This window comes from Sorangium sp. So ce117 (assembly GCF_051524395.1).
In the GTDB taxonomy this organism is placed as follows: domain Bacteria; phylum Myxococcota_A; class Polyangia; order Polyangiales; family Polyangiaceae; genus Sorangium; species Sorangium cellulosum_B.
This window is the reverse complement of record NZ_CP150309.1, coordinates 7,512,285-7,535,667: the sequence shown is the minus strand read 5'-3', so window position 1 is coordinate 7,535,667 and position 23,383 is coordinate 7,512,285. Positions and strand designations below refer to the sequence as shown.

Here is a 23,383-nt window from a genome sequence, read left to right as displayed (position 1 = left end):
CCTCTCGACGGCGCAGAACACGTAACACGCGGGCTATCGAAGAGGGGGACCATGCGAAATTCGACATCTGGCGCGCTCACGTTGCTCGCGCTCGTTCCGGGGTTTCTCCTCGGGTGCTCCGGCGGGGAAGCGCCGGGCTCCACGGCGGCGTCTCCGACGTTCCATCGAGACGTCGAGCCGCTGCTGCAGAAGCACTGCATGAGCTGCCATTCTGCCGGCAACATCGCCCCGTTCAGCCTGACGGCGTACGACTCCGCGCACAGCGTGGCCAGCCTGCTCGCGCGCTCGGCGCGGGAGCGCACGATGCCGCCGTGGGGGGCGATGGAGACGGACGAGTGCCAGCCTCCTCACGGCTGGAAGGACGATCTCCGGTTGACGGAGGAGGAGATAGCGGTCCTCGAGGCGTGGGCCGCCTCGGGCGCTCCCGAGGGGGATCCGGCGGACGCGCCGCCCCCGTTCGTGGCCGAGGCGCGGGGGCTGCCGGGCGTCGAGCTGGAGGTCGCGCCGCAGGAGCCGTTCGTCGCGAGCGGCGATGCCGACCAGTTCCGGTGTTTCGTGATGGATCCTGGGCTCACGGAGACGCGGTACATCAACGGCGTTCACCTCATGCCGGGCAACAGCAAGGTCGTGCACCACGCGCTCGTGTTCATCGACAGGGATGGCGCGACCGACGCGCTCGTGGATGAGCACGGCGGATACGACTGCTTTGGCGGCCCCGGGTTCTCGGGCGAGCTCGTCGCCGCGTGGGCGCCGGGGGGCGTCCCCATCGAGCTCGAGCCGAACATCGGCGCTGAGCTCCCGGCGGGGGCGCGGCTGGTGATGCAGGTCCACTATCACCCGGCCGGGACGACCGCCGAGCCCGACGCGACGCGCCTCCAGCTGCGCTTCACCCAGGGCGAGCCGGAGTGGCTCATGGGCATCGCGCTGATCGGCAACTTCGAGTCTCCCTTCGCGGAGGGGCGCGGCCTCCTCCCCGGGCCGAACGACGCGGATGGCGTGGAGTTCCTGATCCCCGCCGGAGAGAAGGATCATGTCGAGACCATGCAGTTCAGGCTGCCCGCTGCGGTATCTCTCTCGGAGATGTACCTCTATGGCGCCGGCACGCACATGCACTACGTCGGCACGGACATGAAGGTCACCCTCGAGCGCGAGGAGGGCGCCGCCGACGCGCCTGCGGAGCAGTGCCTTGTGCAGACGCCGAGGTGGGATTTCTCGTGGCAGCGCGGGTTCTACTACGACGCTCCCATCGAGCAGCTCCCGCGCCTCCGCGGCGGCGACCTGCTGACGATGCGCTGCACGTACGACAACTCGAACAGCAATCCATTCCTCGCGAAGGCGCTCAAGGAGGAGCACCTCCCCGCCCCGGTGGACGTGCACCTCGGCGAGAGCACCCTCGACGAGATGTGCCTCGCCGCCGTGATCCACGTGACGAGGAAGCAGTAAAGATCCGTGTCTTGATGGGTGTGGGAGGTCGGTAGCGATCGACGACTGCCGATCACCGCTCTCCCACCCGCGACGCTCAGGCGCGCGGGGTGCGCAGCTTCACGAGCTCGTCGATACCGAGCTCACGCGCCTTCTGGGCGAGCGCCTCGATCTTCTTCTTCCCGTCGGCGTCGGCGGTCGGCAAGAGCGACGTCAGGAGCCCCGACAGCGTGCCGTCCGAGGGCTTTCCCCCGGGCGCGACGAGCTGCTTCAGGTCCTCCGTGACGCTCGCGTTGCCGTTCAGGTAGTCGCCGGCCAGGGCGCGCACCGTCGCGCTCTGGTCGACAAGCCCGTCGACCGACTGGCCCAGGGTCACCGCCTTGACGAAGCGATCGAAGAACGCCCCGTCGCCGCCGACGATGTTGATCTTCGCGTGCTCGAACGCCCCGTGCAGGATCTCGGCCTGCGCCTTGGCGATCTCGGCCCGGATGCGCAGCGACTCGAGCTCCACCGCCCGCTCCTTCTCGAGCCGGAGGCGGAACTCCTCGTGCTCGCGCCCGACGCCGTCGAGCGCCTTCATCGCCGCCGCCTTCTCCGCCGTGCCGGCCGCCTCGGCCAGGAGCCGCTGCTTGATCGCGGTCGCCTCGGCGAGGCCCGTCTTCTCGAGGGCGAGCGCCTCGGCCTCGCGCGTCCGCGCGGCCGCGAGCCCCTTCTGCTCGATGCCCGCCGCCTCGGCGAGGAGCCGCTCCTTGGCGACCGTCGCCTCGGCGCGCCCCTGCTTCTCGATCGCCATCGCCTCGGCCTCCTTGACCATCACCCGCGCGAGGCCCTGCTTCTCCTCGCCGGCGGCGGCGGCGTTCATCTTCTCGAGCGCCACGCGCGCCTCGGCGAACCCCTGCTTCTCGATCGCCTGCGCGTCGGCCTCCTTCACCCGGATGCGCGCCAGCCCCTCGGCCGCGGACTCGGCCTGCAGGCCCTCGGCGAGGCGGATCTTCGCGCGCGCGGCCTTGTCGCTCACCTCGAGCTCGGCGTCGGCCGTGATGAGCTTCTCTCGCGCCCGGAACTTCGCCGCCTCCTCGCTCGCCTCCGCGCCCTTGAGCTGCTTGACGAGCTGCTCCTGCGCCTCGGCCTCCGCGTTGATGCGCGTGACGTCCTTGAGGCGCGTCGCCTCGGCCACCGCGCGCACGTCCTTGATGCGCTCCTCCTCCTCGGCAACCGTCTTGTCGACCGCGATCCGCGCCCGGACCACGTCGGCGATGTCCTTCTTCTGGAGCTCGAGCTCCTTCTCGCGCGCGATCTGCTGGAGCGTCACGTCGCGCTCGCGGCTCACGATCTCGAGCTGACGCGCCTTCTCCACGCGCTCGGTCTCGACCGCGACCTCCCGCTCCTTGTTCTTCTGGGCGACCGAGACGCCGCGCTCCTTCGCCTCGCGGGCGACGAAGGCCTCCTCGTCGTTCTTCTCCTGGAGGAGCACCGTCTTCTTGCGCTCGTCGCTCACGATGCGCGCGGCCTCGTTCTGCTCGCGCGCCTGCGCCACCGCGATCTCCTTGGCCTTCTTCGCCTCGGCCTCGGCCCGGCGCTGGTCGAAGCGGAAGATGGCCTCGTCGGAGTTCAGGTTCTGGCTGCCGATCTCCATCCGCTCCTTCTGGCGGAGCTCGTTCGTCAGCACGTTCTGCGCGACCGTGAGCTCGGTGATCTTCCGGATGCCCTCGGCATCCATGATGTTGTCCTTGTCGAGCAGCTCGATGGGCGTCTGCTCCAGGTAGTCGATCGCCGCGTCGGCCAGCACGAACCCGCTCAGGTCCTTGCCGATGACGTCGATGATGTCGTCCTTGAACTTCTGCCGCTCCTTGTAGAGGTCCTCGAAGTTCAGGCGCTTGCCGACCGTCTTGAGCGCCTCGGAGAACTTCGCGGCGAAGAGCTGCTCGAGCGTCTCCGGGTTCGACGCGCGGACGCAGCCGATGGTCCGCGCGACCGTGCGCACGTCGTCCTGCGTCTTGTTCACCTGCACGAAGAAGGTGACCTTGATGTCCGCGCGGATGTTGTCCTTGCAGATGAGGCCTTCCTTGCCGCGCCGGTCGATCTCGATCGTCTTGACCGAGATATCCATGTACTCGGCGCGGTGGATGATCGGCAGCACCAGCGTCCCGGTGAAGGTGACGATGGGGTCTTGACCTCTCGTGTTGATGATCAGCGCTTTGCCCTGATCCACCTGGCGGTAGAACTTGGCGTACATCACCAGCATCCCGAGGGCGACGAAGGCGAGGACGCCGACGAGGACGATGATTAAGGGGACGGTCACAGGGGGCACGCGGAGCTCCTTCGCGTTTCGGTGGAGGGGAGGCCGCCGGCCCCCGCGTTCACGTCGGTGAGGGTCGGACGGCCAGGCCCGCTCAGAGCCGGGTCGGGGGCTGAATGACGCCCCCTAGGGGAAGAGCGTACACGAAACCGCCCGCCCGACAGCGGCGTTCAGCGGCGGCGCCCGCGCCGGCGTTCAGCCGCGGCGCTGCCGCTCGTCCGCTGCGCGCGCCGCGGGCGCGTCGTCCTCCTCGACGCCGGCCGGGCGTGCTTCCACGCGGGACGCACCCCGGTCGGCCAGGGGAGGGGGAGGGCCGAGGAGGGCGTCGAGCGGCTCGACGCTGAAGATCTCTCGGTCCGGGTCCCAGCTCACGAGCAGCGCGCGGTCGCCCCGGCGGAGCGCGCCTTCCGTGTCGCACCGGACGTCGAGGATGTGGCTCGCCCCGCCCTCGTCGATCGTCGCCTGGCCGAAGCGCTCGTCGACGCGCCCGGTGGAGATGACGCACACGCGGCCCACGAGATCCTTCTTCGACTGGCCGTGCCGGGTCACGAACAGCGGGCCGAGCGGCCGCACCGCGAGCGAGGTCGAGAGCACGGCCGCGGCGAGCGAGCCGGCGAGCACCGCGACGCCGAGCGTCCAGCCAGGCAGCCCCCAGCCGAGCCAGAGCGGCTCGACGAGCACCGTCGACAGGGCGCTCGTGAACCAGCCGAACGCCGCGATCAGCGTGAGCGACACGGTCGCCGGCACGCGGTGGAGCTGGAGCGCGGCGAGGAGCGAGCCGGCGTCATGCGCGCCGTCGGCCCCGTCCGCCGTGCCCGTCGCAGCGCCCTCGAGCGAGCCCTTGGCGGCGCCTTCGAGCGAGCCCTTGGCGGCGCCTTCGAGCGCGCCCTTGGCGGCACCCTCGAGCGCGCCCTTGGCGGCGCCTTCGAGCCCGCCGAGGTCGGGGGCAGCGTGGCCGTGGGCGCCGCCGAGCAGGTCGAGATCGACCGCGCCCAGGAGCACGAACAGCCAGTAGATGAGCGCGAGCGCGAGCGCGACCGTGAAGATCACGGCAGGGAACGCGAGCGAAGCGGCGAGCACCTCGGCCATAGACAGACGCGGGCAGGACGCGGCGCCCGCGACCGGCGTCTGAGATTGGATCACAAGGAGGGGATGGAGGGGGCCAAATTCGGTCGCCCGGCGCGCGGCCGAAAAGACTTGACAGGCATGGACAGGCCCCTGTCGCGAGCCTCCCTACAGGGGGGCTACCGGGATCGCGCAACCAAGATGCGATCCGGCCCTCATGGAGAGGTGACGCCAACTCAACACGTACCCATGCACCGAGCGCCGTGGCTCAACGGGCTCCCTGGCTTTCGAGGCTCGAGAGCACGCTGAAGTCCTCGGGCCCACCGAAGACCGGCGCCGGCACGCCGAGGATCCCAAGCTCGAGCAGTTCCCCGAACGACCTCGCCGAGATCGCGAAGTAGCCGTTGCACCGGGAAGCTCTCAGATCGGGCCTCGCGCTCGTCAGCGCGTCGAGCTGGTGCGCGCGCTCGCCCAGGATCGCGCCGACCTCCCGCGGGCGCGAGGCATGTTCGGTGAGCGCCGCGTAGGCGATGCGGATCCGCGGCTCGTCCTTCGGCAGCTTCGCGAACGCGTCCCGCGCCTCCTTCTGAAGGCGCTCGGGCACGACGCAGAGCCCCGCGTGATCCGGGATGAGCCAGCCCTTCGACAGCGAGGCGAGGAGGATCGCGCTCTCGTCGTCGAGCAGCGCCCGTGCCTGCTCCGTCGGCGGCGTCGAATAGGCCGAATCGAGGATCAGCATCCGCCGCTCGTCCGCGCGCGCCCAGCGCCGGAGCTGGGCCGCTTCGAGCGGCGACAGGTGCGAGCCCCACGGCTTCAGGGGCTCGCAGATCAACACCGCGTCGAGCCCGTCGAGGACAGGTAACCCGAGGCGCGCATTCCACGGGACGACGGTCGCTCCCGCCTCGGCCGCGAGCTGCTGGTAAACGGGGTAGACGTCGGCGGGGACGCCGACGCGCGCTTCCCGCTTCGCGAGGAGCTCGAACAGCGCGCGGAGCGAGCGACGGATACCGTGGCTGACCTGCGTGCGCGGCTTGAGCGCCTGCGGTAGCTCGAGGTGCGCGAGGAACCGCTCCGCGAGGTGACAGCGATACGGCGCCTCCGGGTGGGTCGAGGGCGCGATGGCCGGGAAGAGACGCGCGAGGCTCCGGTAAACGTTGAGCTCCGAGAGATCGACGAGCGAAGGGCGCGTGGCCCTGAGCTCGGCGCGGCGCGCGAGGAACGCTTCGTGTTTCATAACGTGGAGCTCGGATCTTCCAGGGAGGCGAGGCACGACCCATCGGCCATCACGTTCCACGAGCGGACGAGGCCATGGGTCCGTTCCCAGCCGACCGATGGCTCGGTGTAGGCGGCCACGCGGAGCACGCGGCCTCTTAGGGTTCCTTCGAAGACCGGGCTCCCCCAGGGGAGCTCCGCGCATCGCTCGAAGCCGAGCTCCGCGAGCGTGTGGAGCACGAGAGAGAGAGAGACCTGGTTTGCCTCGCAATACCGGTTGGCCGCGCTCGGCGCCCACGGGTTCTCCGAGAGGCTCGAGATGTAGAGCTCCTTGAAGCACACCTCCTGAAACCCCTCTCCGGCGCTCCGTTCGAGGTAAGCACGCACCTTCGCGGCGTCGTCGACGCCGCCGCGCTGGAGCACGCAGATGGCCCGCGTGCGGAGGTCCGGCGCGCTCCCCAGCGCGCCGGAGTCGACCTCGATCCCCAGGATGCGCGCGTCGTCTTCGCGCGTCACGCCGTGCCGGCTCACCGCGAGGGTGGTGAGCCCTGCGTCCCGGAGCCGTTCGACCTGCGCGAGGTCGAGGCGCGCGCCGTTCGTGATGAGGAGGGTCTTCGGGAAGAGCTCGGACAGGCCACGAACGAGCGCGCGGAGCCGTTCGGGATCGAGCAACGTCGGCTCGCCGCCGCCGGTGATGACGGCGCGCTCGGCGCCGCGCTCCTTCGCGCGCTTCGCCCAGTCGAGGTAGCGCTCCAGCGTGGCGCTCTGCTGGCGCGCGAGATCCGAGACGCTCGCCTTCGAGAAGCAGAATGCGCAACGCGCCTGGCAAGCATTCGCGACGGGCAGCACCGAGATGCTCCGCGGCCGGCATTTCGCCCAGTCGACGAGGCCGGCGTCTTCCAGGCGAAAGGCCTCCGCGGTGATCTCCTCGTGGCGGGTGGGGACGAGGGCGCCATGCGCATCGACCCACGCCACGCCGCTCAAGGGGATGTCGCTCGACGGCCAGCGCCAGCCGATGCCCGTGCCCGTCACGTCGTTCGGGCGCATCGCGTCGGGCCCGACGGGGAGCCGCGCCCGCAGCGCCACGACGCGATCCTTCGGCCGCCCGAGCCTCGTCACGAGCCTCCGCGCCTTCTCGAGCCCGGGCGCAAAGGGCTCGTCTTCCTTCAGCATGTAGAAAGCGTCGGGGAAGGTCGATTCACGGATCAACGCCTTCGAGTAACGCATCCCGTAGCGATCGAAGCCCCGCAGCCAGTTCGACAGCGGAATGAAGGCAACGAAGGGGACCATGGACGACATGGTCGATGAGTCACCGAGTCGAGTCAACCGGACGCGAGGGGGCGGACGCGAGGCTCGCGGCGCTGCGGGCGCATGCCCAAGGTCGGCCATCGCCATAGCGCCTGGCTCTTGCGAGGACGAAATGATCCGTGGGCGTGGGGACGAGCCACGGTGCGATGTGCGCACATGCTCTCGAGAGCTCAGGCGGTGCGGCGGGGCCTTATGAGGCGCCGGTGCAGCCGCGTGGCGGCGAGCGCCCCGAGGGCGAGCAGCCAGGCCGGTGTCTCCTGAGGGCCAGTCGCCGTGCGGAAGGCGCAGCCCCCTGCTGCGCTCGGGAGCTCACCTCCGCCGCTGCTCTGCGTGCCCGTCGCGCCGGCGCCGGTGGTCGTGGAGTCATCGCCGCCCGCGCTGGTCGTTGTGGATGTGGCGCCTCCTTGATGGCTGGTGTCACCGCCTTGGCCGCCTGCGGCCGTGCCGCCGGCGCCCCCTTCGCCGCCAGCGCCCCCTTCGCCGCCAGCGCCACCGCCGCTGGTTCCGCCGCCGGGATTGCCACCGGTGCCATTGCCACCGTCGCCGCCGCCGGCGCCTGGATTGCCACCGGCGCCACTGCCACCGTCGCCGCCGCCGGCGCCTGGATTGCCACCCACACCGCTGCTGCCATCGCCGCCGCTGCCGTCCGGATGACCACCGACCCCGCTGCTGGCGCCGACGCCTGGATCGCCACCGACGCCGGCGCTGCAACCGATACCACTGCTGGTGTCGCCGCCGCTGCCGTCGCCGCCTCCGCCGTGGCCGCCGGCGGCCGTGCCGCCTGCACCGCCGCTGCCGCTCACGGCCCCGCCGCCTTCGCCCGTGGTGCTGCCGCCGGCGCCGTCGCTGCCGCCCCCCGCGCCCGCGCTCCCGCTCCCGCCTTCGCCCGGCACGCAGGCGCCGCTCTGGCACATCCCGGGCGACGCCGGCCGCGCTGTGACATAGAGCCACGCATTGTCGAGACGTTGATAGGTCGTACCGCCGCCGGCGATCAGGATACGGCCGTCGTGGAGCCGCTCCATCACGGCGCTCTGAGCCCTCACGTCCAGCGCCGGCGCGAGCGTCCAGGTGTCGCTCGCTGGGTCGTAGAGCTCGGCCGTGAAGGCGCCGTCAGTGGCTCTGGATGAGGACGGGAGGCCCGTCACCAGGACCCTGCCGTCGGGGAGGAGCGCCGCGCTGGTGGGGGAGTACCGTGGCTCGACCGTCGCTCCCGTCGAGGTCCACGTGTCGCTCGCCGGATCGTAGATCTCGGCCATCTCCAGGTTGCTTCTGCTGCTCCCTCCTCGTCCCCCGACGACGAGCACCCGGCCGTCCAGAAGCAGCGTCGCCGCGTGCTGTTGGCGGCTCCAGTTCATCGAGGCGACGCGCGTCCACGTGTCGGTCGCCGCGTCGTAGATCTCCGCGCTCACCCTCGGGGAGTCCTCGTCTCCGCCCGTGACGAGGACCCTGCCGTCCTGCAGCAACGTCGCCGTGGCGAGGCTCCGCGGGACGTTCATGGGCGCCGCCAGGGTCCACGTGTCCGTCACGGAATCGTAGATCTCGACCTTTTCTGCGCCCGCGTCGACGTTGTTGTCGCCGCCGGCGACGAGCACCCGGCCGTCCGCGAGCGGCGTGACCGTCGCGCGGGTGATAAGGCGCGGTCCGGTGCTGGCCGCGGCCGGCGTCCACACGCCCGTCTCAGGGTCGAATCGCATCGTCGGCGAGGGGCGCCGGAGCGGGCGATCGGGGAGCCCCAGGGCCGTCCCGTCAGGAAGCGATACGAGCCTCGACGGCAGCTTCAGCCCGTCCAGCTTCGCCGGCGGCTGCCACGAGCCCGTGCTCGGGTCGTAACGGAGCCAGACATTGCCCGGCTGCGGCGGATTGCCTGTCTCGCCGAACCCGATCATGAGCAGCGTTCCATCCTGGAGCAGCGTGGCCCCAGGCTGGTTGAGGAGGACGCCCATTCGCCCCGTCACCTCCCAACCCTCTTCGGAACCGGCGAAGTCGCAGGGCGCACCGTCCGGCTTCGCGGACGCGGGCGCCGCGCACCCCGCCGCGGGGTCGCACACCGGCGCTTCATGACAGTCATCGACGGGCAGGCACACCGCGAGGCTCGACCCCACGCAGGCCCCGCCCACGCAAGCGCTCGCCGCGGAGCACACGTCGCCGTCGCTGCACGGGGTCCCGTCCAGCGCGGCCGCGCCGTCGACGCACGCGCCCGCCTCGCAAAGACCCCCGACGACGCACGCGTCCGTGTCGTCGCAGGCGACGCCCGTGAGCGGGGTGCAGACGCCATCCTGCGACGCTCCCGAGGCCGCCGCGCAGGCGTCGCAGGGCCCGGCGCAGGCAGCGTCGCAGCAGACCGAGTCCGCGCAGGAGCCGCTCCCGCAGTCGCTGTCGGTCTCGCAGGCCGCGCCGAGCTGCGAGCGCTCGCGGAAGAGCACGGCCGATGCCGTCGCGGTCGACGCATCGATGTAGCCGCCGGCGATCAGCACGCTGCCGTCGTTGAGCCGCGTGGAGGAATGGCGGGCGCGCGCCATGGTTTCGGGCGGCTCCAGGTCGAGGCTCGACCAGGAGAGGGTCGCCTCGTCGAAGATCGCCCGGATCGCGTAGAAGGGAAAGATGGGGTCTCTCGTCCCCTGCGCCAAACAGGGCTCCACACCTCCCGTGAGCAGCACCTTTCCGCTCGGGAGCAGCGATGTGCGCATTCCCTTGATGCCCCAGCCGCCCGCAGGGCACGGCGTCGAGGCCGGAGCATACGACCCGGAGGTCGGCGCCCATCGATCGTCCTGCGGGAAATAGACCTGCGAGAAGGCAGGATCAGCCGGGGCCGAACCGGCGTAGATGCCTCCCAGGACCAGGACCCCGCCACCCGGGAGCGTCGTCGCGCTGGGGGCCTCGTGCTCGGTCGTCGGCCTCACGGCCCCGTTCTCCCAGGTCCAGATCCGGGTCTCCAGATCATAGAGGCTGCAGCCGGCTCCTGTCACCATGACCCGGCCGTCCTGGAGCAGCGTTGCGCTCACGGGACTGGGCCCATACCCTATGTACCGGTCCACGGATTTGCAGAACGGCAATTCCGCCCAGCCGCGCGACTCCGGGTCGTAGATGGCCGAATTCATGTAATAGCGCAGCTCGGCCGCGCCATCCATGTTGTGATCCGCAAAGTCCCAGCCCAGGCCGACGAGCACCGGCCTGCCGCCGGCGAGCATCATCGAGGGCGCGGGGTGGGGTATCGACAGCGGTCCTGCGGGCGTCCAGGTGTCGCTCATCGGGTCGTAGATCTCGGCCGAAGGCAGGAACGTTCCCAGCGCCGCTGCGTTCCTCATCCTGCCGCCGGCCACGAGGACATGGCCGTCCGGCAGAAGGATGGCCGCGTGTCCGCTGCGGGCCTGGAGGAGCGGCGCTGCGGGCGACCACGTCCTGGTCGCCGGGTCGTAGATCTCGACGGCCCGGAGGCTCATCGCCTCTCTCGTCGTGTAGGGCGGCTCGTCCAGCTCCGGGTATCCCCCCGCGACGAGCACCCTGCCGTCCTGGAGCACCGTGGCCGTATGCTCGCCCCGCGGGGTGATCATCGGCGGCACGCTCTCCCAGGACGGCGCGGTGGCCGCCGACGCGACGCTCGCGCACAGTGTCACGAACCCGCAGGCAGCGGCGCTCCCGAGCCTTCCGATCGATCTCATGTCCCGATGGCCTCCGCCGCCTTCTGTTGCGCGCGGTGGCGCGAAGATTCAGGGCGTGGAGGACGCGCTCCTGGCGCGGAATGGCGGGCGGCGAGCCAGCACCGTCGCCGCCAGCGCCCGAGGAGGTGGAACCGCCGCCGGAGCCGCCGCCGCCGTGACACGACCCGACGCCGCCAGGCACGCCGCCCGATGTGTCATCGACACGGCAGCAAGCGGCTCATTTTGGCGCGCTCTCATCGTTTCACGCTGGGAAATCCGCGCGGCGGCCCGCCCACCTGGGCCATTCGCGCCGGATCTCAGGAGGCGTTCCGGCGCGACTCGTTGTTCTTCGTCTCCGGGGGTGACGTCGCGCCGATGGAGGTCGCGGAGCCCGCCGTGACGCCGCTCGTGCTCGCGGCGGCGCGCTCGCTCGACGACAAGCCCGCGCTCGTCCTCGCCTCGCCCTGCTGCTGCTCGCGGTGGAGCCGGATCTCGTTCCGCACGTCGACCACGCCCGAGATCCGCTCGGCGAGCGCCTCCAGCTGGTGCTTGAAGCGACGCTCGCGGACGGTCCCGGAGAGGATGACCTCGCCGCTCTGCACCTTCACCTCGACGTCGCTCGCGTCGAGGTCCGGCTGATCGGAGATCTGGTCGCAGATATCCTCGCGGATCCGCTCGTCCGAGCGCTTGTACCCCTTGGGCGGGCGACCACGCGAGCCGCTGAGCCCGCCGCCCTGTCGAACGGTCTGGAGGAAGCTTCGGCCGCCTGGGGCCTGTCCGCCGGATCCCTGTCCGCCGTGAGGCTGAGGGGAAGGGCCTTGATCGCCGCCGAAGGACGACTCGTGGCCTTCGTACCCGCGTTGCTGTCCTGGCCGCTCGTTCCAGCCGCGCTCGTCGTCGGCCCACTGCCGGAGGCCGCCGCGGGCTCCGTATCCTTCGTGCTGGACTCCGCCCAGGCCTCCCTGGCGACCGAAGCCGCCCTGGCCGCCACCAGATCCACCCTGGCCACCGAATCCACCCTGGCCTCCGAGGCCGCCCTCACTGCCCTGGCCGCCGCCGAAGTGGCCCTGTCCGCCGAAGCCGCCCTGGCCAACCTGGCCGCCGAATCCACCCTGGCCAGCGAAGTGGCCCTGCCCGGCGCCATGACCGCCCTGGCTGCCACCGAAGCCACCCTGTCCGCCGAAGTGGCCCTGACCGGCGCCATGACCGCCCTGGCTGCCACCGAAGCCACCCTGTCCGCCGAGATGGCCCTGGCCGCCGAAGCGGCTCTGTCCGCCCTCATCGCCATAGACGCCCTGGCCACCGGCGAATCCACCCTGGCCGCGGCCGAATCCCTCTCCGCCGTAGCCGCCGAAGTGGCCCTGTCCACCGAAGCCGCCCTGGCCGCCACCGAAGCCGCCCTGACCGCCGCCGACTCCGCCCTGGCCGCCGCCGTAACCGCCTTGGCCGCCGCCGAAGCCGCCTTGGCCGCCGTAGCCGCCCTGGCCGCCGCCGAAGTGACCTTGGCCGCCGTGACCGCCCTGGCCGCCACCGAAGCTGCCCTGGCCGCCGCCGAAGCCGCCCTGGCTGCCGCCGAAGCCGCGCCTGGCGCCAAAATCGTCTCGACCTCCTCGCTGGAAGTCATCACGCTGGCCGCCCCAGGCCTCACGCTGGGCGTCCTCGCGCTGCCCCCAGGCGCGATCCTGTCGGCCCTCGTAGCCGCGTTCGCCGTGGCCGCGCCAGCGCGGGTCGCCCTCGCCGCCGCGCTCGCCCTCGTGGCCGCGTCCGACAGACTCTCGCTGATCGGCGCGGCCGCGGAAATCATCGTGACCTCCGCGGGAAGGGCGCCGATCGTCCCGCTGGAGGACTTGCTCGTAATTGCCACGATGCCCGTAACTAGCATCCCCGCTCGCTCCGCGCTCGCCACGATATCGCTCATCGCCTCGCTGACCCTGGGTTGGCCCAAATCGCTCGTCGTCGCGCCCCGGCCCATCGTTATGTTCCTCGTCGATCCATCCCTGACGATTCGGCATGACTCTCCGCCTTTCTTGCGAGGAGAGCGACACGGCAGCGAAACTGGGCCGCTCCTCCCCGGTGATCCAGCCGACGCTCGATCCACGTTCGGGCCCCATCCGGGCCACGCACGAGCGTGCGGGAGGACAGCCGTATCGGGCCGCCTGTCGTGCGTGCCTGTCCGGCGCCGCGTGGGCTGAAGATCCAGGGCCCCGACGCCCCGGCGCGATCCGACATCGCAAGGGGTGTTCCAGGACGGCGAGGGCGGTATTTCGCTCCGTTTTCAGGGAGATTTCGCCCTGTCAGGCCCGCTGCGAGGTGCGATGCGCCCCATGCCGGAGCGACCAAAGCGTCTCACAGAGACGTTGTGCCACAGCCACGACATCATGAATTAGGGCCTCCCCTGAGCGTGGCTCGGGAGTCGACGGACGATGTCACACGATTTCCCGTGTCACGCGGCGGCGTTTCTCACCGAGATGTTGATTCTCGGGCATCCGAGCTCGACCATGGCTATGCGGATGAGGCCGCCTTACAGTCCAGCCGATGAGCCCGCCTCATCGATCGCCGATGAGCTTCCTCGAACGCCGCACGCTCGCGGGCGCTCCACGGAAGGCGCGAGAGACAAAGGGCGAGATCGAAGAAGCGGAGCGACGAGGGGCGAGCCACGACGCGAGGCGGGAGAAGAAAGAGCAAGGCGGAAGGCGAGAAATGTGACGATCGCGGTATACCGGCCGGACGCTCGGCAGGCCGCGGCGAGATCCGCGGTTCGCGTGTTCGTGTGCGGGCGGGAGGCCGGCCCGCTCCTCGCCGAAAATCCATGCGCGCGCAGCGCGGCCGCGATTACCCTCGCGCCTTCCTCGGAGCTCCCATGCCGGCCCAGCGAAGCGTGACGAAATGGCTCGAGCGAGCCCCTGCGCCGGTGTTCACGGCCTTCGCCGTGATCGCCGCGTTCGCGACCTACTTCTGCATGTACGCCTTCCGCAAGCCGTTCGCGGTCGGCTCCTACAAGGGGATGGTCGCGCTGCCGCTGCTCCCCGCGCTCGATCTGAAGAGCCTCTACATCATCGCCCAGGTGCTCGGGTACTGCGCCTCCAAGTTCCTTGGCATCAAGATCGTCTCCGAGATGCCGCCCGAGCGGCGCGCGCTCGCCATCCTCGCGTGCATCGGGGTGAGCGAGGTCGCGCTCGTCCTGTTCGGGCTCACGCCGGCCCCGTACGCCGCCGTCTTCCTGGTGCTGAACGGCCTGCCCCTCGGCATGGTCTGGGGGCTCGTCTTCGGCTTCCTCGAGGGGCGCCGCGTGAGCGATCTGCTCGGCGCCGGCCTCTGCGCCAGCTTCATCGTCGCGAGCGGCTTCGTGAAGACCGTCGGCAAAATCACGCTCGGCTGGGGGGTCCCGGAGGTGTGGATGCCGGCGGTGACGGGGGCCCTCTTCTTCCCGCCGCTGCTCGTCTCGGTGTGGATGCTCGCGCAGATCCCGCCGCCCTCGGTGGACGACGAGGCGCTCCGGACCCGGCGCGCGCCGATGGACCGCGCCGCGCGCCGCGCGTTCGTCCTCGCGAACGGGGGCGGGCTCGCGACCCTCGTCCTCGGCTACGTCGTCCTCACCGCCTACCGCGATTTCCGGGACAACTTCGCCCGCGAGATCTGGGACGCCCTCGGCTACACCGACCAGCCGGCCATCCTGACGACGGCCGAGATCCCCGTGGCGATCGGCGCGCTCCTCTCGGTCGCGGTGATGATCGGCATCCGCAACAACCGCGCGGCGCTCGTCGCGATCCACGGCGTCATGGTCGCCGGGGCGGCGCTCGCGGGGCTGAGCACCGCGCTCTACCAGGCGGGCGTCATCGGCCCCGTCGCCTGGATGATCAGCGTCGGGCTCGGGCTCTACGTGGGGTACGTCCCGTACAACTGCGTCCTCTTCGACCGGCTCATCGCGGCCGTGGGCTCGGTGGCGACGGCGGGATTCCTGATCACCGCGGCCGACGCATTCGGCTATCTCGGGAGCGTGGCGCTCCTGCTCTACAAGAGCTTTGGCCAGGCGAAGCGCTCGTGGCTCGAGTTCTTCCTCGGCTTCAGCTACGCGACCGCGTTCGTCTGCGGGGCCCTGTTCACCGCGTCCGCGGCGTACTTCTGGCTGCGCACCCGCGGCCCGTCCGCCGCGGTGCGGCCCGCCGCGCTCGACGCATGAGCGCGCCGCGCGCCACCAACTGTGCCGGCCGCGGAGGCGAGCGGGGGGCGCGTGGCGCGGGCGAGCGTGGGGGGAAGGGGCTCAGTTGATCGGGGGGATCTCGGTCTTGCAGCCGACCTGGAGCTGGACCTGCCCGCCCGCCTGGAAGTGGGTGCAGGTCGCGGGGCACATCACGATCTTGGTCGGCGTGCCGCCGGTCGTGGGGTCGACGTCGTAGTACCAGCCGCCGGCGGTCGCGTCGCAGCGCGCCTCGCTGGCCACGTAGAAGATGGTCGACGGGTCGCTGCCCTCCGGCGGCGTGTGCTGGACGTTGAGCGTCCCGTAATCGAGCGTCTGCCCGGCGGACGGCGCCGGGACCTGGTACTCGCACGCGAGGCTCGTCCCGCGGATCTCGCTGAGCGCGTCGAGGAACGCCTGCGTGACGTCGGAGTTCGTGTCGATGAAGTAGGCCGACGTCGTCCCGCCGCCCTCGGCGATGCGGTTCATCGTGGCCTGGGCGCCCACGTCGTCCCCGTTGAAGACACCGATGACGAAGGTCGAGATGCTCGGCGAGCCGCCCAGCCCCTCGGCCGCGATCTCCGCGATGCCGTCGGCGGACGTGGGATTGCACTCGGTGGGCATCCCGTCGGTGGCGAGCACGGTGACGACCCTGTGGGTCGGGTTCGCCTCGGCGTGGGCCCGAGCCTGGGCGATCGCGCCGGACAGGGCGCCGGCGGTGGGCGTGCCCCCGTCGGGAAATGTCTGGTCGATCGACCCGATGAGCTCGTCGGCCCAGGCGGCGTCGAGCGGCGCGATCGACACGGCGGGCGTCGCGTAGTCCTCGGTGACGCACGAGTACGGGTGCGCGCAGGTGCTCCGGGATACCCGGGAGCACGTGCCCGCGCGGCCGTCGCAGCGCTCGCCGATCAGATCGCAGATCTCGTGGCTCTGGGAGCACACGCCGATGTCCATGCACTCGTCGCCGTCCGAGCAGTCCGCGTCCTCGACGCAGATCTGGATGCCCGTGGAGGTGGAGAACGAGCTGCGACAGGCCCGGAGCGCGCACGGCCCGCTGACGCCGCACTGCGCGTTGGTCGTGCAGCTCCTGGGCACGTCGGCGTTCATCAGAGGGAAGTACTGGAGCCCGACGCCGAGCCCCTCCGACTGAGGATCGGTGAAGAAGGCCTCGAGCGCGTCGGTCACCGCGCGCCATTTGGTGCCGCCCGTCGCGAGCTCGTCATCCATCGACCCCGACGCGTCGAGCATGATGTAGAGGTCGAGCGGCACGAGCTCCGCCGTCTTCGTCTCCCCCGCGCACGACGCCTCGCCGCCGGCGCCCTCTCCGGCGCCGCTGCTGGGCCCGGTGGTGATCTCTCCAGGCCCGTCGGTGCCATATCCGGTGCTCGTTGCTCCGCCTGTTCCCGAGCCATTCCCCGAGCCATTCCCCGGGCCATTCCCCGAGCTCGCGTCGGCCCCGGCGCCCGCTCCGCCGGCTCCGCCGGCGGAGACCGACGAGCCATCGGCCCCCCCGCACGCCGCGAAGATCACGCTGATCCCCGTCGCGGCGAGCGCCACCATCGTTGACCGGTTCCTCATGAGAAGAATCGAAACACCCTGGAAGCCCTTTGTCGAGCGCGTTGACTCGAACCCTCTGTCCCCCTGTCCGCGCTCTGGCTCGGTGTGGGACGAGGTGAGACGCTTCAAGGGAGGTCAGGCGATAGCTGAGCTCCCCGTGTGCTTGCGGGCACAGGATTGCTCCAAAGCACAGGATTGCTCCGGCCCGCAAGGTGCTTTGGAGCACGGCTCTGCTCCGGAGCTTAGGGCTTCGCCGGAGCGCAGCGTGCTTTGGAGTACAGGGGGCTCCGGCGCGTGGAGCGTTGCCGGCATGCAGGGGTCGGGAGCGCCGGGGGGCCCCGTAGGGCGGCGCGGCGCCGAGCTCAGGGCTGCTTCTTCGGACCGACGAGGCTGCGGAGGACGGCGCGGGCGACCTCGGCCCCCGTCGCGTCGCGCAGGCTCACCGGGATATCGTACTCCCTGCGCTCGCTGGTCTCCGGGAGAGGGCACTCGCAGACGGCGCGGATCGTCCCGCGGGCCTTCTTCACGTACTCGATCGAGAGGCCCGCGACGATGAACCGGGCGTCATCGGGCAGCGCGTAGGACAGCGCCGTGTTGCCGGCGAGCTCGGCGAGGTTGACGAGCGCGACGGCGTGCACCGAGCGGAGGTGGTTGCGCAGCCCCGGCCGGTCGCGCATCGACACCTCCGCGCGGCCGCGCTCGAGGACCTCGACCTCGGCGCGGATCGTCCCCGTGTACGGGGCCATCGCGCCGATGAGCCGGCTGAACAGGCGCTTGCCCCCTGGCAGGGGGCTCAGCTTGTCCCAGACGTCGCGGATGGTGTTGCGGCGCGAGGTCGCCGCGATCGCTGCGAGAGAGAAGTCGGTGAGCTTCATGCGCTGGATCCGCGGGGCGGGGGCGGCAGCCTGCCTCGAATCGCGCGCGGGCGCACCCGGAATCCCCGGCCAGCCGGTGCGTCCCGGCGCCTCTCGCGCCGCAACCTGGGCGCAGCACGACTCATTCTCGGCATGAATTGTACTTCATAATGCTATTCGATAATCGGATGGCTCCGGAGCGCCCCGGCGCGCCGTTGTCGCGAGGATTCTGCCGCATTTCCGGCCTCCGGACGCCCGTGAGCAGCCGTCCGGCCCCCCGTCCGTCGCGCGTGGCCTGCTTCGGGCGGCAATCTCCCGTCCGTGCCCGGAACTGGACTTGTGTATGACAAGACCTCGACGTCCGGGCCAAGGTGGGCCCCCCGAGAAAGAGCGCGCTTTCGAGCTTCTCTTTCGTGAGCAAACCTCCGCGCTCGTAGGGCGCTGGTTGACGGGCCTGGGGGTCCCGCTGCGCGATCGCAAGGACCTCGCGCAGGAGGTCCTGTTCGCGGCGTACCTCAGCTTCAGCAAATACAACCCCGAGATCTCCCGGCCCGAGCGCTGGCTGAACAGGATCACGGTCCACACGGCCTCGCACTACCTGCAGCGGGCCCAGCACCGCTACGAAGAGCTCGTGCCCGACGAGGAGCTCCCTCCCCTCGTCGACCCCGCCAAGACCTCGGAAGAGCTGCTGATCTCGGATCAGGAGCGGCTCGTCGTGCTGGAGCTCATGCAGCAGCTCGACGCCGACGCGCACTGGATCCTGGTCGGACACGATCTCCACAGCACCCCGATGGCGGATCTCGCGCAGCAGCGCGGCATCCCGCTGTCCACCGCGTACAAGTGGCGCGCGCGCGCCATCCGCCTGTTCCACGACATCGTCGTGAAGCGCCGGCGCGAGGACCGGAAGAGGGAGGGCTTTCGCCTCGTGCTGCCCCTGGATCTGGCGGCGCTCCTCGCCACGGCGCGGATCTCGCCGCGCGTGCCCGACGACGTCCGGGTCTCGATCCTCCGCGGCGTGCAGGAGTCGGTGGGGGCGCTCGAGGCGGGCAGCGCCGGGAAGGCCGCCGGGGGCGTCGGCCAGGCGCTGAGCGACGCCGCGACGTGGCTGAAGGGCCTCGCGAAGCTCGTCCAGCTGCCGACCCTGGGCGTCGCCGCGCCCGTCGCGGCCACGGCGGCGGCGGCCACGGGGGCGGCCTGGTTCGCGCTCCGGGCCCCGGAGCCGCCGCCTCCGCAGGAGGTGAGGCGCGTCGTGCCCGCGCTCGTCGCCGCCATGCCGCCGCGCCGGCCCGCCGAGCCGCCGGCGCCGCCCGCCGAGCCGCCGGCGCCGCCCGCCGCGCCGCCGGCGGCCCCGGCGCCCGTCGAAGCGCCGCGGCGGAGCGCCCCGGCCCAGCGGCGCGCGCGCGTGCCGCCGCGCGACCGGGGGGAGCGCGCGCCGGCGCCGGTCGCCGCCGAGACGATCGAGAAGCTCAAGATCGAGATCGACGGGCCCGGCAGCAATCACGACATCGCCCTGTTCGACGCGGTCACCGAGGCGCTGCAGGCGCGCGATCCGGACCGGGCGATCGCGGCGCTCCAGCGCTACGAGCGCGAGATGCCGAACACCCTCTTCGCGTCCGAGCGCAAGGTGCTCTGGATCCGGGCGTTCGTGATCGCGAAGCGTTACCCGGAGGCGCGCGCCCTGCTCGAGGAGGTGCGGCCCGATACCGCGATCCAGCGGCAGGCGATCGAGGAGCTGGACATGATCCTGAACCCCCGGTGAGCGGGCGACCGGGCCGCCGCGCGCCCCGCGCCGCGGCGGCTCAGTCGCCGGCGTAGGTGCCGAAGCTCGCCCGGCCGCTCGTGGAGACCTGCGGGGCCGCCTGGCCCACCTGCACGACCGCGGACACGAACGCGGCGGGCTTGAGCCCCTCGTCGGGACCGGCCTCGTTGGTGATGTACTCCAGCCCGAGCCCCGCCAGGAAGCCGAACGACGTTGTGTTGCCGCCCGAGCCGAGGATGGGGATCGTCGGCGCGACGCCGACGTAGCCGAGGAGGCCGATCCGCCCCTCGCCGAGCGTCTGCACGAAGCCGCCGAGCTGCGCCGCGATCGGGAAGGCCCGGCGCTCCACCGGGTCGTAGCGGTCGATCGCGAGCGCGACGCCGACGGCGCTGAGCACGCTCCGCGTGACGAGGGGCTTCTCCACCCACGGCGCGCGGGTGACCTGCAGCGTCGCCAGCATCGCCGGGACGGTGAGGTACGCGCGGAAGCAGGTCCCCGCGGCCTCGAGCGTCTGGAAGTTGTCCTCGCCGCACAGCGGGACCGAGTGGATCGCCACCGATCCCACGAGGCGCCGGGCGCGCTCCGGCTCGCCGGGCTCGTTCGAGCGCAGCGAGCTCGCGACGCGGCCCGCGTCGGAGACGAGCACCACCTTGCCCTGCGGGCTCAGCGGATCGCTGTAGACGGCCAGCCGGAGCCGCGCGTCCCCGTCGAAGTCCTCCGCGAGCGGCGGGAGCGGGAACTCCGCGCTGCTCGGCGTGACGATCCACGTGCCGTTCTGGAGGAGCTCGATCGGCGTGCCGCCCCGCATCTGATCGGTGCGCGTCAGCGAGACATGGAGCGCGAGCGGCGCCACGAGCCGGTTCTTGGCCTGGCCCGTCAGCCGGATCCGGCAGTTGCCCAGCCGGAGCGGCGCCGGCGAGATGACGACCGCGCCGTGCGCGAGCGGCTGCGGTCCGGGGCGCGATGGATCCACGTCGGGCGCCCGGCGAGGTGGCGGCAGCCCGGCCGGCGGCCGAGCCTGCGCCGGAGGCGGGGCCTGCTCCGCCGCGCCGGGCTGCGCCGTCGGACCGGCCTGCGCCGCCGTCGAGGGCCGCCGGCCGGCGCCTGCGCCGCTCTGGAGCCGTCCATTCGCGCCGGCAGGTCCCCGATCCCCCGGCGGGGCAGGGGACGCCCCCCGCGGCCCGGGCGGACGGGCGCTCCCGGGCGGCGGGAGGCTCCCGGCGTCGGTGCGGGGCGCGATCGGCGTGGGGCCGCAGTCGACCTTCAGGTCGTCGGCGAGCGGATCGGGGAAGAGGAGCCGCGCGGGGTTCGACTCGACGAGGTTCTCGAGCGGCGGGACGGTGACCCGGTACGTCGCGTTGACGACGTTGGCCGCCGCGGGCGCGTGGAGGTTGAAGGCGGTGACCCGGAGCCAGCCGCCGCCCGGGAAGACGCGGAGGACCTTGCCATCGGGGCGCCCGCAGCCGCCCGAGGCGACCTCGAGGACCGGCACGGTGAACGTGCGCTGGAACGGCTGCACCCGGGCGTTGCCGCAGCTGTCGACGATGGCGAGGTAGTGGAAATCGGCCATCTCCGACTGCTTCGGCCACTGCATGCCCAGCGTGAGCTCGCCCGCGTCGGCCGGCGGCGGCTCGGGCCGGCCGTCGCGGCAGACGTCCACGCGATCAGGCGACAGCGGCGACAGCGGCGACGGCGCGGCGGGGGCGCCCACGGGAGACCGCGGGGCGTCGGCGACCGGGCGGTAGGCGCAGATGTGCCGGTACGAGCGGCGGCCGAGCAGCACCGGGTCGAAATCGAGCAGGCGCTGGCCGTCCTCGGTGAGCCGCCCCCACACCGTGAGCGGCAGGGGCAGCGTCGGGGTCTGGAGCTTGATCGAGCGCAGCATCTGGTCGCCGATCGGGCTCTGCCCGGGATCGCCGGTCTGCGCGGCGCAGCCGCCGCCGCTGCACAGCCAGCGGCCGCCGCGGCGCGCGGCCTCGATCGGGACCGGATCGGTGTCGCGGACGCTCATCCAGACGCGGCGCGCGTCCGGGAAGATCTCCGGCCCGCCGGCCGACGACGCGGCGCTGGCCGTGCCCGCCGGCGCGCGCACGACCTGCAGGCTGCCGCCGAAGTCGGCGGGGACGGCCATCGGCGTCGCGTCGGTCGGGCGCCTCAGGATGGCGGCCGGCTCCGGCGTCTCCTCGTCGTCGGTCTCCCCGGTGTCCGTCTCGGGATCGTCCTGCGCCGGCGCGGTGGCGGGCGCGGCGATCGCCAGCGCGAGCGCCACGGCCGACAGGAACATGGTGGATCTGCGTGCGCTCACGGCGAGCCTCCCCCTCCGGCGCCCGGCTCCGGCTCCGGCTCAGTCTCCGTTTCGGTGTCCTCTTCCGGCTTTGGCTCCGGCGTGACGGTGATGGGCTCGGAGGAGCACTCGGGGCTCGCGAGCAGGCGGGGCGTCACACGGAGCGTCGTCGTCCCCGGCGCGACGGCGACGCCCTGGATGATCGTCGCCTCGCTGTCCTCGCCGCGCAGGGTCACGGACGCCTCGCCGAGCGCGATCACCTGGTCGTCGCCGACGGTCAGGTCGACGGGGACGGCGATGCGCACGCGCTCGGCGTTGTAGGCGCTCACCTCGAAGAGATCGCCGGGCGTCCCCGCCGCGACGACGCTCCGGAGGGCGCGCACGCGGAGCAGGCGCGGCTCGGGGTCGACGGTGAGCGTGGGGATCGGGTCGAGCGCCTTCTGTCCCGAGCTCACGGCGATCTTCACCTCGCCGCCGAGGTCGCTGAAGCACAGGATGAAGGGCGGGCTCTCCCCGGTCGCGCCGAGCAGCACGCGCAGGCGTGAGGTGCGCTCGCGGCAATCGGGGGTGAGCGAGAGGGCGGCCTCGCTGTGCAGCGACTCGATGATCACCGGCGCGTGCTCCACGACGCCCGGCGCGTTCAGGGGAGGCGACGCGCGGACGCGCGCCTCGCGCGCCCGGATCGCGCCCGGCCGCCAGGTGGCGCCGAGATCGTCCGGCAGGGGGCCGATCGTGCACATGAGGGGGACGTAGGTCGCGAGCACCCGGTCGCTGTCGCCGAGGCCCCCCGCGATGAGCGCGAAGTTGGTGGCGTCCTCCGGCAAGCCCGCGGGGAGGATCGTGATCGGGAGCTCCTCGGTGCGGTCGGCCCACGAGACGACGAGCCGCGCCTCGCCGGACCAGTCGCCCTCCGAGGCGGCGGTGAAGCGGGCGTAGCCCTGGGTTCCTGCGGTGCAGCGGAACGCGCCGTCCTTCACGGCGCACGAGGCCCCGGCTTCCTGGTCGCGTTCCACGGGGTGCAGCGCGAGCGCCTCGCTCGGGACGGCGCGGACCTCGACGTAGCCGCCGTACGCCGGCTCGTTCGCCTCGGTCAGCTTGAGCGAGACCGCGGTCGACCACGGGCTCTGGCGGGGCAGCACCGGCTTGCCCGCCTCGTCGAGCGTGTCGGCGGCGAACAGCGGCCCGGCGACGTCGGCGCGGAGCTCGACCTGCCCGCTCCCGGCGAGGGGATAGCCGCGCTCGATGCAGGCCGGGGCGAGCGAGGCGAGGAGGAGCGCGCCGGCGGCCGCCGCGAGGAGCGGCGCGCTCGGCAGGCGTGGGCGGCGCGGGCGAGCTTTCGCGAGGAGCGCGCGAGGCGCGCGCGGGCAGGAGCGGGGCACGGCCGGCCGGGGCGCGCTCACTTCTGGTAGATCTCGGTGTACTCGGTCCCGAGCGGGTGGCGGTGCCAGGCGTAGGCGCTCTGCGGGAACCCGCTCTCGTCGGTGTAGTCGCAAGGGCCGAGCTCCCACTCGGTGTGCCAGACGCTCGCGCCCGTCGCGGCGTCGACGGACATCCCGTGGGCGGTCACGTCGCTCTCCGGCTCGGCGGGGTCGTGCACGACGCGCGTGGCCTCGTCGAGGTAGCGCTCGAGGACCGCGACGGGGATGCGCGCCACGCGCTTGCCGGGCATCGGGATGAGGAACACGTCGCTCTTGTCATCGGTGCTGGTCATGGAGCTCTCTCGTGGCGAGCAGCGGGGGGCGGCGTCCCGGGCCGCGGAGCGCCGGCTCCGTGGCCGCGGGTCGCGCCGGAGCGCGGGCTCTCGCTGG

Annotated in this window: 15 protein-coding genes; 4 read left to right on the top strand and 11 right to left on the bottom strand. The window is 72.0% G+C overall.

Annotated features, from left to right (window positions below):
• Positions 1-51 precede the first annotated feature (51 nt).
• Positions 52-1,443, top strand: a complete 1,392-nt coding sequence (locus WMF46_RS28110) for a hypothetical protein (protein ID WP_437980016.1) — start codon at positions 52-54, stop codon at positions 1,441-1,443.
• Positions 1,444-1,519: 76 nt separating this feature from the next.
• On the opposite strand, the gene WMF46_RS28105 is transcribed toward WMF46_RS28110, so the two are convergent.
• The 6 genes from WMF46_RS28105 to WMF46_RS28080 all read right to left on the bottom strand — a co-directional run bounded on the left by WMF46_RS28105 (position 1,520) and on the right by WMF46_RS28080 (position 11,615).
• Positions 1,520-3,733 carry a hypothetical protein gene (locus WMF46_RS28105; RefSeq protein ID WP_437980015.1) on the bottom strand — a complete coding sequence of 738 codons (2,214 nt, stop codon included), beginning with the start codon at positions 3,731-3,733 and terminating at the stop codon, positions 1,520-1,522.
• Positions 3,734-3,916: 183 nt separating this feature from the next.
• Entirely contained in the window at positions 3,917-4,864 is a 948-nt protein-coding gene (locus tag WMF46_RS28100) for a glycine zipper family protein (RefSeq protein ID WP_437980014.1), read from the bottom strand.
• 190 nt (positions 4,865-5,054) lie between these two features.
• Positions 5,055-6,020: a hypothetical protein gene (locus WMF46_RS28095; protein WP_437980013.1), complete on the bottom strand. Its 966-nt coding sequence runs from the start codon at positions 6,018-6,020 to the stop codon at positions 5,055-5,057.
• Positions 6,017-7,288 carry a radical SAM protein gene (locus WMF46_RS28090; protein ID WP_437980012.1) on the bottom strand — a complete coding sequence of 424 codons (1,272 nt, stop codon included), beginning with the start codon at positions 7,286-7,288 and terminating at the stop codon, positions 6,017-6,019. Before WMF46_RS28090 ends, WMF46_RS28095 begins: the two co-directional genes overlap by 4 nt.
• Before the next feature lie 188 nt (positions 7,289-7,476).
• On the bottom strand, positions 7,477-10,965 hold the full coding sequence (locus WMF46_RS28085; RefSeq protein WP_437980011.1) for a Kelch repeat-containing protein: 3,489 nt from the start codon (positions 10,963-10,965) through the stop codon (positions 7,477-7,479).
• A 296-nt stretch (positions 10,966-11,261) separates the two neighbouring features.
• The gene (locus WMF46_RS28080) at positions 11,262-11,615 is read right to left on the bottom strand and encodes a BON domain-containing protein (RefSeq protein ID WP_437987944.1); all 354 of its coding nucleotides are present in this window, start codon (positions 11,613-11,615) and stop codon (positions 11,262-11,264) included.
• A gap of 147 nt (positions 11,616-11,762) precedes the next feature.
• On the opposite strand from WMF46_RS28080, the gene WMF46_RS28075 reads away from it, so the two are divergent.
• Both WMF46_RS28075 and WMF46_RS28070 read left to right on the top strand, forming a co-directional pair.
• The gene (locus WMF46_RS28075) at positions 11,763-13,136 is read left to right on the top strand and encodes a hypothetical protein (RefSeq protein ID WP_437988035.1); all 1,374 of its coding nucleotides are present in this window, start codon (positions 11,763-11,765) and stop codon (positions 13,134-13,136) included.
• Between the two features lie 668 nt (positions 13,137-13,804).
• A complete protein-coding gene (locus WMF46_RS28070) occupies positions 13,805-15,124 on the top strand; it encodes a DUF5690 family protein (RefSeq protein ID WP_437980010.1) in 1,320 nt (439 codons plus the stop codon).
• 81 nt (positions 15,125-15,205) lie between these two features.
• Here the strand turns inward: WMF46_RS28070 and WMF46_RS28065 are convergent, their stop codons facing one another.
• A complete protein-coding gene (locus WMF46_RS28065) occupies positions 15,206-16,699 on the bottom strand; it encodes a hypothetical protein (protein ID WP_437980009.1) in 1,494 nt (497 codons plus the stop codon).
• Positions 16,700-17,040: 341 nt separating this feature from the next.
• Positions 17,041-17,553 carry a hotdog fold domain-containing protein gene (locus WMF46_RS28060; RefSeq protein ID WP_437980008.1) on the bottom strand — a complete coding sequence of 171 codons (513 nt, stop codon included), beginning with the start codon at positions 17,551-17,553 and terminating at the stop codon, positions 17,041-17,043.
• Positions 17,554-17,977: 424 nt separating this feature from the next.
• Here WMF46_RS28060 and WMF46_RS28055 point away from each other — a divergent pair, with 424 nt between their 5' ends.
• The gene (locus tag WMF46_RS28055) at positions 17,978-19,291 is read left to right on the top strand and encodes a sigma-70 family RNA polymerase sigma factor (protein ID WP_437980007.1); all 1,314 of its coding nucleotides are present in this window, start codon (positions 17,978-17,980) and stop codon (positions 19,289-19,291) included.
• 40 nt (positions 19,292-19,331) lie between these two features.
• On the opposite strand, the gene WMF46_RS28050 is transcribed toward WMF46_RS28055, so the two are convergent.
• Genes WMF46_RS28050 through WMF46_RS28040 form a run of 3 tightly spaced genes read right to left on the bottom strand, consistent with a single transcriptional unit; the run spans position 19,332 to position 23,286 of the window.
• Positions 19,332-21,596: a hypothetical protein gene (locus tag WMF46_RS28050; RefSeq protein ID WP_437980006.1), complete on the bottom strand. Its 2,265-nt coding sequence runs from the start codon at positions 21,594-21,596 to the stop codon at positions 19,332-19,334.
• Complete coding sequence (locus WMF46_RS28045) at positions 21,593-22,975, bottom strand: hypothetical protein (protein WP_437980005.1); 1,383 nt, start codon at positions 22,973-22,975, stop codon at positions 21,593-21,595. The genes WMF46_RS28050 and WMF46_RS28045 overlap by 4 nt, the downstream gene beginning before the upstream one ends.
• Positions 22,972-23,286, bottom strand: coding sequence for a hypothetical protein (locus tag WMF46_RS28040; protein WP_437902602.1), 315 nt, complete (start codon positions 23,284-23,286; stop codon positions 22,972-22,974). The genes WMF46_RS28045 and WMF46_RS28040 overlap by 4 nt, the downstream gene beginning before the upstream one ends.
• Positions 23,287-23,383: the final 97 nt, after the last annotated feature.